At 69.2% G+C, this 12,580-nt stretch carries 12 protein-coding genes; 7 read left to right on the top strand and 5 right to left on the bottom strand.

What is annotated here, in order from left to right:
- Nucleotides 1-79: 79 nt before the first annotated feature.
- The 3 genes from NE236_RS21735 to NE236_RS21725 form a co-directional block, all read right to left on the bottom strand.
- On the bottom strand, nt 80-679 hold the full coding sequence (locus tag NE236_RS21735; RefSeq protein WP_252843889.1) for a hypothetical protein: 600 nt from the start codon (nt 677-679) through the stop codon (nt 80-82).
- 20 nt (nt 680-699) lie between these two features.
- Entirely contained in the window at nt 700-1,311 is a 612-nt protein-coding gene (locus NE236_RS21730; RefSeq protein ID WP_252843888.1) for a matrixin family metalloprotease, read from the bottom strand.
- A gap of 254 nt (nt 1,312-1,565) precedes the next feature.
- Complete coding sequence (locus NE236_RS21725) at nt 1,566-3,005, bottom strand: aromatic amino acid ammonia-lyase (protein ID WP_252843887.1); 1,440 nt, start codon at nt 3,003-3,005, stop codon at nt 1,566-1,568.
- Nucleotides 3,006-3,080: 75 nt separating this feature from the next.
- Between NE236_RS21725 and NE236_RS21720 the strand changes: the two genes are divergently transcribed.
- The 4 genes from NE236_RS21720 to NE236_RS21705 are packed head-to-tail and all read left to right on the top strand — an operon-like array spanning nt 3,081 to nt 6,190.
- Entirely contained in the window at nt 3,081-3,875 is a 795-nt protein-coding gene (locus NE236_RS21720) for an ABC transporter ATP-binding protein (RefSeq protein WP_289850696.1), read from the top strand.
- Entirely contained in the window at nt 3,875-4,546 is a 672-nt protein-coding gene (locus NE236_RS21715; protein ID WP_252843886.1) for an ABC transporter permease, read from the top strand. The genes NE236_RS21720 and NE236_RS21715 overlap by 1 nt, the downstream gene beginning before the upstream one ends.
- Nucleotides 4,546-5,223, top strand: coding sequence for an ABC transporter permease (locus tag NE236_RS21710; RefSeq protein WP_252844007.1), 678 nt, complete (start codon nt 4,546-4,548; stop codon nt 5,221-5,223). Before NE236_RS21715 ends, NE236_RS21710 begins: the two co-directional genes overlap by 1 nt.
- 34 nt (nt 5,224-5,257) lie before the next feature.
- Entirely contained in the window at nt 5,258-6,190 is a 933-nt protein-coding gene (locus NE236_RS21705) for an ABC transporter substrate-binding protein (protein ID WP_252843885.1), read from the top strand.
- Nucleotides 6,191-6,309: 119 nt separating this feature from the next.
- Here the strand turns inward: NE236_RS21705 and NE236_RS21700 are convergent, their stop codons facing one another.
- A complete protein-coding gene (locus NE236_RS21700) occupies nt 6,310-7,215 on the bottom strand; it encodes a serine hydrolase (protein ID WP_252843884.1) in 906 nt (301 codons plus the stop codon).
- Nucleotides 7,194-8,138, bottom strand: coding sequence for a LysR family transcriptional regulator (locus NE236_RS21695; protein ID WP_252843883.1), 945 nt, complete (start codon nt 8,136-8,138; stop codon nt 7,194-7,196). The genes NE236_RS21700 and NE236_RS21695 overlap by 22 nt, the downstream gene beginning before the upstream one ends.
- An 83-nt stretch (nt 8,139-8,221) precedes the next feature.
- Between NE236_RS21695 and bla the strand changes: the two genes are divergently transcribed.
- From bla to NE236_RS21680, 3 genes are all read left to right on the top strand, one after another.
- Nucleotides 8,222-9,160: a class A beta-lactamase gene (bla, locus tag NE236_RS21690; RefSeq protein ID WP_252843882.1), complete on the top strand. Its 939-nt coding sequence runs from the start codon at nt 8,222-8,224 to the stop codon at nt 9,158-9,160.
- Nucleotides 9,161-9,351: 191 nt separating this feature from the next.
- Nucleotides 9,352-10,518: an RNA-guided endonuclease InsQ/TnpB family protein gene (locus tag NE236_RS21685; RefSeq protein WP_252843881.1), complete on the top strand. Its 1,167-nt coding sequence runs from the start codon at nt 9,352-9,354 to the stop codon at nt 10,516-10,518.
- A 165-nt stretch (nt 10,519-10,683) separates the two neighbouring features.
- Nucleotides 10,684-12,558 (top strand): glycine betaine ABC transporter substrate-binding protein, encoded by a 1,875-nt coding sequence (locus tag NE236_RS21680; protein WP_252843880.1) that lies wholly within the window; start codon nt 10,684-10,686, stop codon nt 12,556-12,558.
- Nucleotides 12,559-12,580: the final 22 nt, after the last annotated feature.

Raw genomic sequence — 12,580 nt, 5'->3', positions numbered from 1 at the left:
TGCGCGTCTGGTCATGGGGACATGAGACCGGTGGCCGCCGCGCACGCCGCAGCGGCCACCGGCCGGAAACGCGGGATTGCTACCGCAGGCGCGCCAGCTGCTGCTTGAAGACGTCCGCGCTGCTGACCTTGGCCGGGTTCTTCAGGCTGCGGACCTGCTGTCCCTTGCCGTCGTAGGCGAAGGAGAAGTTCGGCGTGAGGGCGCGCAGCCCGTCGCCGGCGTCGACGATCGGCTGGGTGAACAGCGCGAGCCGCAGGCCGGGCGTGAAGCTCGAGGGGGCGGCCCCGAGCTCGCTCACCGTCGCGTGGCCCTGCGTGGTGCCGCCGAGGGCGCGGATCGTGACGACCTGGCCCGCCTTGACGGCCGTGCCCTTGTAGACGCGCTCGACGCGAACCTGGATCGGCGTGTAGACATAGTCGATCGTGTTGCCGCCGCTGAATTTCCGGACCACGCGACGCGCCGGCCCGGCCCCTTGGACGACCGCGTCGAACACCTCGGAGTTGCCCTCGAATTTGACGGCGCTCGCGGCGTCGTCGGCCAATGCGAACCCGTCGATCCGGGTCGTGACCGTCGGGGTCTGCGCGGCCGGTTTCGACTGCCCGGCGGCAACGGCGTAGCCGGTGCCCAGGCCAAGGGCGGTGACGGCGGCGCAACCGCCGATGATGATGAACCGTTTCATCGGTATGAGTTCCCGTCTCGTCAGTACAGCTTGGCTATTCCGGCCTTGTCGTCCGAATTCGGGTACCGCTTCTTCGTCCACGTGACATTCATCACGCTGGCCTTCTCCGCCTTCGTCATGGCGCCACAGGCCCCCGTGTGGGACAGGCCGCTCGCGTGACCCATCTCGTGGACGGCGACCGTCCAGACGTCGGTCTTGCGCTTGCTCTGGCTCATAGCGCCCGAGGTGTTCCACGTGAACCGGCTGTTGAGCTCGACGGCGGCGGTGCTGTGGCGAGACCCCTTGCTCTTCTCGACCCCGAGGGTGATTCCCGGATAGTCGGGAATGCCGGCGTTCGCGAAGTTGATCTTCTCGATCTGGAACGCGGGGTTGGCGGCGTTGCTGCGCACCTGGGGGCCGTAGTACTTGAGCCCGGATCCCTTGATGCCGCTCCACTGGCGCATGGCGCTCTTTACGGAGGCGTTCCAGGAGGTCGGAATGCTCTTTCGGCTGTGCAGGGTGTACGAGGCGTACTTCCAGCGGCTGATCTGGGTGAGGCAGTACGCGTGGGCCGGTGTGGCCGTTGTCGTTACAACGGCCACGGGGGTAACGGCCACGGCGATCGCCATTCCGAGGCTTGCGAGTCGTCGCATATGCCCGCCTTTGTCGGATTAGGTGGGAAACGAACCATCAGATCATGGTCCTGTATGCTCCGCTTTGTCAAAGGGATTACCTCCTGGATGTATGTCCGATGTATGTCTGAAATGTTGGTATTTAATCGTGCTCGAATAGCCGGCAGAGCAGACAGCAGGTCGGCGGGGTGACTCCGGATTTACGGCAGGTTTGGCACTGTCCTGATCAGGCCAATTCGGCCGGGATCCTCATCGGGACACTCGGGCGGAAATCGTCAGGAGGCATCGGCGATGCCGGGGAGGATTTCGGCGGCCATGCTGATGTCCGCGTCGAGCGGCCGGTCCTCGATCCGTGGATCCAGCACGTCCGCCGCCTGTTCGTACGCGACCCGGAGCGGGCCGCGTGGCACCCGCCCCTGCATGCGCAGGGCCCGGACCGCTGCCACGAGTTCGCAGGCCATGGTGATGCGGTACGCCGTGATCGCGTCGGTCGTCGCACGTGCCGCCTGCGTGGAGAAGCCGGCGTGCTCCTCCACGCCGCGGGACAGGACGGCGCTGCCGAGGGCGGCAGGCGTGGCCAGCCGGCGGATGTCCGCGATCGCCGAGTGCGCGACGTACTCCAAGATCATGATTCCGGAACCGGGCTCACCGGGTGCGGCCTGGAACGCCGGCAGCCCCGTGAACGCCGGTTCCACCAGCGTGCCGAGGCGGGCGGCGGACAGGGCCGCCGTCTGGAACATCGCCGCCCGCACGGCGTCCAAGGCGAGGCCCACGTATGCGGTGTGGAAGTTGCCGTTATGCCAGACCGTGGCGCCGTCGACGTCGACGAGCGGGTTCTCGGCCGCCGCGTTGATCTCTATGGTGACGATCGTCTCGGCGCGCTCGGCGGCATCCAGCGCCGGACCGTGAACCTGCGGAAACGCGCGATAGCCGTACGGGTCCTGAACGCGGACGGGCTCGAGGTCCTCATGAGCCAGCACGTCGCGCATGGCCGCGCCGACGCGGCGCTGTCCCGGATGCGGACAGGCGTCGTGCACCGGGGCGGCATACGGCTCCGAGGAGCCGCGCGTGGCGAGCAGGGACAGGCCGGCCACCGGGATGGCGGCGCGGAAGAGGAGGTTCAGGTCGTGGCAGGCGAGCGCCGACTCGCCGAGGGTCGCCGCGTTGGAGCTGATGAAGGCGAGGGCATCGGATGGCCGCAGCCCGAGATACGGCCCCGCCGCGCCGCCCTGCCACGGACGCTCACCGATCAGGCACAGTGCCGTCGAGGCGAGCGCGGTGAGGTCACCGGTGCCGATCGCGCCGTACACGGGAATGGCCGGGACGAGCCAGCGGTTGATGACGTCCGTGAGCGCGCCCAGGACGTCCGGGGTCACCCCGGAGCCGCCCGCGGCGATCTGATTGAGCCGGACCACGAGCATGGCGCGGACGATCTCGGCGGACAGGAGCGGTCCGGCGCCGCCGGCGTGGCTGCGCAGCAGGCGCAGCCCGTGGGCGTCGTCGGCGTCGATGCTGACGTCACGGTTGGCGCCGACCCCTGTGGTCCGTCCGTACACCGGCCGCCGCTCGGCGACCTCCCGGACGGTCTCCCATGCCTGCCGGGCCCGCTCTACGCTTCGTGGTGAAACTGTGACAAACGCGCCGTCTCGCGCTACTTTCCCCACAACTTCGCAGGTCAGGCCCTCGCCTGTAATCTCAACACTCGTGTGGTTCATCGGTCGACCCGCAGGCAACCTGGAATAGCCACTATCTTGACCTCTTATTCGGGATACCTCAGGGGCTGAGAAACCTTGATCAGATTCGACGGCGTAACGAAGCGGTACGCCGACGGCACGGTGGCCGTCGATGCTCTCTCCTTGGACATCCCCACCGGGCAGATCACTGTGCTGGTCGGCCCCTCGGGCTGTGGGAAGACCACCTCCCTGCGGATGATCAATCGGATGGTGGAGCCCACGGGCGGCACGATCTCCATCGACGGTGAGGACATCCTCTCGAAGGAGCCCGCGCAGCTGCGCCGGGGCATCGGCTACGTCATCCAGCAGGCCGGATTGTTCCCTCACCGCACCATCATCGACAACATCGCGACGGTGCCCTACCTGCTCGGCTGGGACAAGAAGAAGGCGCGCGCCAGGGCGATGGAGCTCCTGGAGAGAGTCGGCCTGGATCTCCGGATGGCCAAGCGCTACCCCTTCCAGCTGTCCGGCGGCCAGCAGCAGCGCGTCGGCGTGGCCCGGGCGCTGGCCGCCGATCCACCCATCATGCTGATGGACGAGCCCTTCAGCGCGGTCGATCCGATCGTCCGCAAGAGCCTGCAGGACGAGTTCCTGCGCCTCCAGGCCGAGCTGAAGAAGACGATCGTCTTCGTCACCCACGACATCGACGAGGCGGTCAAGCTCGGCCACGAGATCGCCGTCATGGCGGTGGGCGGCAAACTCGCCCAGCTCGCGACGCCCGAAGAGCTGCTCGCCGCTCCAGAGGACGGCTTCGTCGCCGAGTTCCTCGGCGGCACGCGCGGCCTCCGGCGCCTGCGGTTCGCGCGCGAGTTGGACGCCGAACCGGCGGCGTCGACCTCAGAGGAGCCGTGATGGACCTGCACGGTGAGCCGCTGGTGCGGTGGAACTGGGTCGCCGACCATGTCGACCTGTTCGCCACGCTGACCCGCCAGCACCTGTTCCTGTCTCTGATGCCCGTCCTGCTCGGTCTGCTCATCGCGGTCCCGCTGGGCGTCGTGTCGGTGCGCTGGCGCTGGTTGTACCCACCGGTGTTCGCGGCCGCGAACCTGCTGTACACGGTGCCCTCGCTGGCGCTGTTCATGCTGATGCTCGACATCACCGGGCTGCTGTCGCCGTGGACGGCCATCATTCCGCTGACCGGCTTCACGCTGTCCGTGCTGGTCCCGAATGTCGTCGACGGGCTGCGGCAGGTGCCCGACCCGGTGCGGCAGGCGGCCACTGCCATGGGGTTCGGCCGCCTGCGTCGCCTCCTGCAGGTCGAGCTGCCCATCGCCGTGCCCATCGTCATGGCCGGCCTGCGGGTGACGACGGTCTCCAGCATCAGCCTGGTCAGCGTCGCGGTGCTCGTCGGGCAGGGAGGTCTCGGGCAGCTCTTCATCGAGGGGGCGCAGAAGGACTTCCCCACACCGATCATCGTGGGGATCGTCCTGATCACCCTGCTGGCGGCCGTCTTCGACCTGCTCCTCGTCGTCGCTCAGCGCCTGCTCACTCCCTGGGCCCGTACGAGGAGGGGCACCCCGTGATCCACATCATTCAGCTCTTCTGGGACTGGATCACCCAGTCCGCCAACTGGAGCGGCGACGACGGCATTCCGAACCGCCTCGCCGAGCACCTGTGGTACTCCGGACTGGCGCTGCTGATCGCCGCGGCCATCGGACTGCCGCTGGGCCTGCTGACCGGGCACACCGGCAGGGGCGGATTCCTCGCGGTCAGCCTCGCCAATTTCGGCCGTGCCCTACCGACGCTGGGCATCCTGGTGCTCGTCGTGCTCCTCTACGGGGTCGGCCTCGGCCCGGTGCTCACCGCGCTCATCCTGCTGGCCGTGCCCCCGATCCTCGTCAACACCTACGAGGGCGTCCGCGGCGTCGACGCCGACATGAAGGACGCGGCCAAGGGCATGGGCATGACCGGCCGGCAGGTCCTGTTCAAGGTCGAGGTTCCGGCGGCCCTGCCGCTCATCCTGCTCGGGCTGCGCACCGCGGCGATCCAGATCGTGGCCACGGCGACGGTCGCGGCGTACGTCAGCCTCGGTGGCCTGGGCCGTTACATCTTCGACGGCTTCCAGCGCCAGGACTATCCGATGGTCGTCGGGGGATCGGTGCTCGTCGTGCTGCTGGCCGTCATCGTCTCTCTCGGCTTCCTCGCGTTGCGTCGGTTGGTGGTCCCGCTGGGTGTCCGCCACCGGGAGAAGGCCGTGTGACCCCGACTTGTGATCCCTCCAGGAGGAAACTGATATGAGGAACATTGTCCGAGGTGCCGCAGCGGCGATGGCGACGACGATGACGCTTTCGCTCGCCGCGTGCGGTGGAAGCAAGTCGAACGGCGATCCGCTGTCGTCCTCGTCGCCCGGTGGAGGCGGTAAGGGAACGGTCGTGGTCGGCTCCGCCAACTACCCGGAGAACGTGCTGCTCGGCGAGATCTACTACCAGGCTCTCAAGGCCAAGGGCGTCAAGGTCGCGAAGAAGCTGAACATCAACGCCCGCGAGGTGATCTACAAGTCGATCCAGAGCGGTGAGCTGAGCGTGCTGCCCGAGTACAACGGTGCGCTGCTCTCGTTCATTGACAAGTCCGCGAACGCGGTCACCACCGACCAGGTCAACACGGCGCTCAAGCAGAAACTGCCCGCGTCGTTGGAGCTCCTGCAGTCGGCGCAGGCTGAGGACAAGGACTCGGTGACGGTGACGAAGACCACCGCCGACAAGTACAAGCTGAAGTCCATCGCGGACCTCAAGCCGGTCGCCGGGCAGCTGACCATCGGCGGCCCGCCGGAGTTCAAGACCCGGGCGCAGGGCCTCATCGGCCTGGGGAAGGTGTACGGCCTGACGTTCAAGGGCTTCAAGTCCCTCGACGTCGCGGGCCCCGTGACGGTGAGCGCGCTCGCCAAGAACCAGGTGCAGGCGGCGGACCTGTTCACGACGGACCCGGCGATCGTCAAGAACGGCTTCGTCGTCCTGCAGGACCCGAAGAATCTGTACAGCGCCCAGAACGTCACCCCGCTGGTGAACAAGGCGGTCGCGAACCCGGACGTGACGTCCACGTTGGACGCCGTCGCCGCGAAACTGACGACTCAGGACCTGCTCGATATGAACAAGCAGGTCTCCGTCGACAAGAAGGACGCCGAGGAGGTGGCCGCCGACTGGCTCAAGAAGGCCGGTCTCGGCGGCTGACCCCGTACGGCGGCCGGCCTGGTACGGCGGCCGACCTCATCCCGCGGCCCCTCGGCGATCTTGCCGAGGGGCCGCGGGAGGGGAGCGGGGCGCGGACCACGTCCCGGAGGGGACGGGGGTCACGTCTCCCGGAGGCGGTCGCGGAGGGCCCGCGCGACCTGGCCCATCAGCGCCTCGGCCCCGGGCTGGTGCACGGCCGGCACCCGTGACTCGGTGAGCACGGCCACTCCGAAGACCCGGCCGTCGGCGTGCTCGACCACGCCGACCTCGTGCCGCAGGTTGAGGAGCGTCCCGGTCTTGGACGACCAGCGTGACGCGTCGGAGCTGAAGTCGGGCGCCAGCCGGTGCCGCAGCATGTTGTCGCCCATGAGGCCCCGGACGCGCTCGGCGACGCCCGCGTCGATCCTCGAGGGCGTCCACAGCGCCTGCAGCAGATCCATGTACGCCCGCGCGGAGCCGGAGTTCGCGAGGGTCACGTCGAGCTGGGGGATCCGGTGGCCCCGGCCGGTCGTCCCCGCCTCGATGGCGAGGGCATGGGCGAGGTGGACCTCCTCCGGTGGCAGGAGCGCGGCCAGGGTCCTGGCGAGGTCACTGATCGTGTGCCGGACCGCGATGCCACCCACGCCGAGCTCCTGCAGGATCGCCGCGACCTCGGCGGGCGGGGTGAGGGTGAACAGCGCGTCCGTCGCCGCGTTGTCGCTCACGGCCATGCTGAGGTGGAGCAGGTCGTCGACGGCGATCTCGGCCGGGTGACGGAACCTGCTCAGCCCGGCCGGACCGGGAGCCGTGACGCCGCCCGGCCCCACCAGGAGCCGCGTGGAGCCGTCGAGCTCGGCTCGCCGGATCCGTTCGAGGGTGGCGAGGGCCAGCGGGATCTTCACGAGCGAGGCGACCGGGAACTCCAGGTCCGGCTCGATGCCGATCTCGTCCCCGGACCGCAGGTCCCGGACCAGGAACGATCCGCTGAGCCCCGCGTCGTCCAGCGTCCGCCGCAGCTCGCGGATCAGGCCCTCGACGCTCGGCACCGCGCACCTCCATCCGTCGTCTCGTCCGCCGGGCCGTCGTCCGGGCCGGGCGGATCGGCGCCGAGGCAGCGGGCGATCTCCTCCCGGAGCCGGGCCCGTACGCGCTCCGCGTCGTCACCGATCGCGGCGGCCACCCCGTAGCCGCGCGCGACCCGGATCTCGCCGACCGGACGCCAGTGCAGCCCGAGGTCGCCGGCCTGCTTCGGCGAGCACAGCAGGAGATCCCCCGCGCCCACGACCTCGGCGGTGGCGGCGACGAGGGACGGCGCGACGGTGATCTGGGCGGGCCGCAGGCCGACCGCGTCGCGGACCCGGAACAGGCGGTCCCTGATGTGGGGCACGTCGTCCTCGGGCTGGATCCAGATCCGGCACCGACGCGACGACAGCGCCGCCCGGTCCGCTCGGAGATGCTCGACATAGATGGTCCGCGCGGGCGGATCCGCGGCGCCGGCCAGCCCGAGCCGTACGGACCAGGTCCCGTCGTCCGGCGGGACCGCCGTCAGCGCGGCGCGGACCTCCCGCGACCGGACGAGCTCGGCCCGTTCGGCCGGTGCCGCCGGGTGGAAGTCCAGGTAGACGCCCTTGCGGCGCGCCTCGGCGTCGAGCACCGCCAGGTCGCGGACGCCGCAGACGTCGGGGACGGCGAGGCGGAGGGGGCTCAGTTTGGCGCGTTCGGCCTCGTGCTCCATGGCGTCCGCGAGGCGGATGAGGCGTTCGGCCGACGGGAGCATGTCGCGGCCGAACCGCGTGAGCGTCACCCGGCGCGACGACCGATCGAGCAGTCGCTCCCCGAGGTGCTTCTCCAGGGCGGCGATCCGGCGGCTCGCCACCGACTGCGGGATGCGCGTCGCCGCCGCGCCCTCCGTGAAGCTGCCGTGTTCGCTCACGTTGACGAACGCTCGCCAGGCCCCGAGGACGTCCACGACCAGAGTCTATGCCGATATGGCATTGAACCTCCTGTTTCCGTCTTTGACGGCATGCAACGGAGGCCGTGAGACTCCCGGCCATGACCAACGCACGACATGAAGACCGGTCCATCCGCCGCCGCGCCGGGCTGGCGGCGCTCGCCGCCCTCGCGCTGGTCCCGCTGACGGGCTGCGGCGCGGCCGACCACGCGGCGACCGCGTCGTCCACGGTGACCGCGGTGAGGACGCCCGCGCCGCAGCGGGGCGACCAGGCGTTCCAGGACCTGGAGAAGCGGTACGACGCCCGGCTCGGCGTCTGGGCGCTCGACACGGGCACGGGGCGGGTCGTCGCCTGGCGCGCCGACGAACGGTTCGCCTACGCGTCCACCCACAAGGTTCTGAGCGCAGGAACCGTTCTGCGCCAGGATCCGATGAAGCGGCTGGACCACGTGGTGAAGTACACCGCGAAGGACATCATCAGCAATTCCCCGGTCACCGAGAAGCACGTCGACACGGGCATGACCATCCGCGAGCTCTGCGACGCCGCGCTCCGGTACAGCGACAACACGGCGGCCAATCTCCTCTTCCGCGAGATCGGCGGGCCGAGCGGCCTCGGCGCCGCCCTGCGGCGGATCGGGGACCGCACCACCCATGTCGACCGTACCGAGCCGGCTCTCAACACCGCGATCCCGGGCGATGTCCGCGACACGAGCACGCCGCGGCAGATGGGCACCGACCTGCGAACGTTCACCCTCGGCCACGCGCTGCCGAGGCCCAAGCGCGACCTGCTCATCGACTGGATGCGACGGAACACGACGGGGAACGCCGTCATCCGCGCCGGCGTCCCGGCCGACTGGACGGTGGGGGACAAGACCGGCTCCGGCGACTACGGCACGCGCAACGACATCGCCGTCGCCTGGCCTCCGCACCGGGCCCCGATCGTCTTCGCGGTCCTGTCCACGCGCTCCACGAAGGACGCCACGCGGGACGACGCGCTCATCGCCGCGGCCGCCAAGGTCGTGGCCGGCCGGCTGACCTGAGGACGGCTGTGTGGACGTCCCGAAGACGTCTCGGGACGTCCGCACCTTGTTAGTGAAGACGCCAGTCGGTACTTCGGCGTCAAGACCGATTGCGGTGAGCATGAACAAAGCCTGTGGGGGTGTGCCCCCTGCGCGTGTATCGGGTGCGACTCGCCGCGTGGCCACAGAAAGCGATGATATGGTCACGTCTTGTGAAGGTCGTGGTGCAGGTCAAGCTCACCCCGGATGCCGTGCAGGCACGGGCGCTTGAGCGCACCTTGCCTGCGATCAACGAGGCGGCCACCTGGGTGTCCAAGGTCGCTTTCGAGCGCTTCGGTCTGCGGGCGTCGGTTCGTGACCTGCGCAAGCTGTCCTACGGCGAGCTGAAGGCTCAGGGCTTTGGGGCACAGGCTGCGCAGCACATCATCAAGCGGGTGGTGGACGCCTACACCGCACTGCGGGCCAACATTCGCGCCGGGAATCTCGGCAAGGAAGGCTCACCGCGCCGCCGTAAGGCCGAGTCCAAGCCGATCGTCTTCCGCCCGAATGCCGCGCACACCTACGACGACCGGTGCCTGTCATGGAACTACGACGCCCAGACCGTCTCGATCTGGACGCTGGACGGGCGGATCAAGGACCTTCGTTTCGCCTGCTCCCCAGGCGCGCTCAAGCAACTCATCGGCCACCGCAAGGGCGAGTCCGATCTCGTCTTCCGGGACGGCAAGTGGTTCTTGATCGCCGCCATCGACGTTGTCGAGCCGCAGGTGTTCGCACCCCAGGACTGGATCGGGGTGGACCGGGGCATCGTCAACCTGGCCACCACCAGTGATGGGGACAACCACCAAGGCCGCAGGCTCAGCCGGTATCGGCGCTGGCAGGCGCGCAAACGCGCCGAACTCCAGGCCAAGCGGACCCGCTCGGCCAAACAGCTCCTCAAGAAACGGGCGCGCCGTGAAGCCCGGCACGCCGCTCACATCAATCACAAGATCGCCAAGACCGTCGTTGCTGTCGCCCAACGCACCGAACGCGGTATCGCCATCGAAGACCTCGGTGGTATCCGTGAGCGGGTCACGGTTTCTCGCGACCAGCGAGCACGACTGTCCACCTGGCCCTTCTACCAATTCGGTGAGTTCATCGAATATAAGGCACGCCGCGCTGGCGTGCCGTTCATCGAGGTGGATCCGGCTTACACATCCCAAAAGTGCCCCGTGCCATGGTGTGGGCACACCGAGAGGGCTAACCGGCCCGATCGGGATCACTTCTGTTGTCGTCGGTGCGGCTTCGCTGGGCTCGCCGACGTCGTCGCCGGGATCAACGTGCGCACCCGTGCACGCTCGGCGTGGGTATTCGTCAACATGCCCGACCCCACCCCCACATGAAGGGGGCGGGTAGATGTGACCCCGACACGACAGCCAGCCGCGCGGGGAGCATAAACGACGCCCTCACGGACCGCGCCGGCAAGCTCGGTCCGTCAGGCCGAGTAGTTGACTGCGCGACAATGGTCCCGACTCCGGCTTGCGCGTATTCCGGGGAAGGGAAGTGCGATGCGCGACACCGACCCGCTGCGCCCCGAAGATCCAGACCGGATCGGCGACCACCGGCTCACCGGGCGGCTGGGCGAGGGCGGTCAGGGCGTCGTCTATCTCGCGGTCGACGGTGACGGTGGCCGGGTCGCCGTCAAGGTCCTGCACGCCCGGCTGCTCCGTGGCATCGCGGCGCAGGCCGGATTACGCGACCAGATGGCCCTGATGCGGCGGGTGGCGGACTTCTGCACCGCGAAGGTCCTCGATTACGGCATGTACGGCGACCGCCCCTACATCGTGAGCGAGTACATCGACGGCCCGTCGTTGCAGACGCTCGTCGAGACCGACGGCCCGCTGAGCGGCGGCGCACTCGAGAGACTGATGGTCGGCACGGCGTCGGCGCTCGTGGCCACCCACCAGGCCGGCGTCCTGCACCGGGACTTCACGCCGCACAACGTTCTCATCGGCCCGGACGGGCCACGAGTGATCGACTTCGGCATCGCGCGGGCACTGGACACCGACACGACGACCACCAGCGGGCTCGTCGGCACCCCCGCGTACACCGCCCCGGAGCGGCTGCACGGAGGCCGGCCGGGCGCGGCGGCCGACATCTTCGGCTGGGCGGCGACGATGACGTTCGCCGCCACCGGGCGACCACCGTTCGGCACCGAATCGGTCGCCGTGGTGCTCAGCCGGATCCTCCACGACGAACCCGACCTCGCCGACGTTCCACGGCCGCTCCGTGACGTCATCGGCCGGTGCCTGGCCAAGGACCCGGAGCGGCGGCCGGACGCCCGCGACGTCCTGCTGCAGGTGCTCGGTCACGCGGAGGAAGAGGCGGCCCAGGCCGAAGAATCGGAGAAGCCCCTGCGGGCGGATCGGCTGACCGTCGACCGGCCGGATCGGTTCACTCCGCGGCCTCCGGCCTCCGTCCCACGGCCGCGACGATGGTGGCACGGCCGGGGCCGGGCACTGATCGCGACCGGTGTCGCCATCGCCGCCATCGCCGCCATCGGCACCTCGGCCATGGCGTTCGTCCTGAGCCCCGACGGCCGGTCCCACCGGCCCATGACACCTCGCTCCGTCCATCCCACGGTCACGGTGGGCTCGGCCAACTTTCCCGAGAGCCACCTGCTCGGCGAGATCTACGCGCAGGCGCTCGAGGCGAAGGGCATCAGGGTCATCCGGAGATTCGACCTCGGCGAGCGGGAGACCTACTTCAGCCAGGTCGCGTCGGGACAGATCCAGGTGATGCCGGAGTACAACGGCGCGCTCGCCCAGTCGCTCGACCACACCAGCGAGGAGGTCAACACGGACGAGGTCAACGGGGTGCTGAGACGCGCGCTGCCGCCCCAGCTCGAGATGCTCGCCTCCGCGCGGGCGGAGGACAAGGACTCGGTCACGGTGTCCAAGAAGACCGCCGACCGGTACCACCTGCGCACCATCGCCGATCTCGCGCCCATGGCGGGCCGGCTCGTGATGGGCGGGTCACCGGAGTTCCAGACCCGCCACCAGGGCCTGGTCGGGCTGCGCGGAACGTACGGGGTGGGATTCCGCGGCTACCAGCCGTTCGAGACCGGGGATCGCGACACCATGATCCAGCAGCTCGAGAAGGACGTCATCCAGGCGGCGAACCTCTTCACGACCGAGCCCGCGATCGCCGAGAACCACTTCGTCGTCCTGGCCGATCCGAAGCACCTCTTCAGCGCGCAGAACGTCACACCGTTGGTCTACCGGTCGGCGCTCAACACCGCCGGGCGGGCCGCGCTGGCCGCCGTCTCGGCCAAGCTGACCACCGAGGACCTGCTGACCATGAACACCAAGATCTCGATCAACAAGGTCGATCCCGCGGCCGTGGCCAAGGACTGGCTGCAACGGACCGGCCTCCTCGGGTGAGGCCGGTCCGCCGCTACCGATC

It is taken from the genome of Actinoallomurus purpureus (assembly GCF_024055795.1).
Classification (GTDB): domain Bacteria; phylum Actinomycetota; class Actinomycetes; order Streptosporangiales; family Streptosporangiaceae; genus Actinoallomurus; species Actinoallomurus purpureus.
The sequence above is the reverse complement of the archived record's forward strand: the minus strand, read 5'-3'. Positions and strand labels throughout refer to the sequence as shown.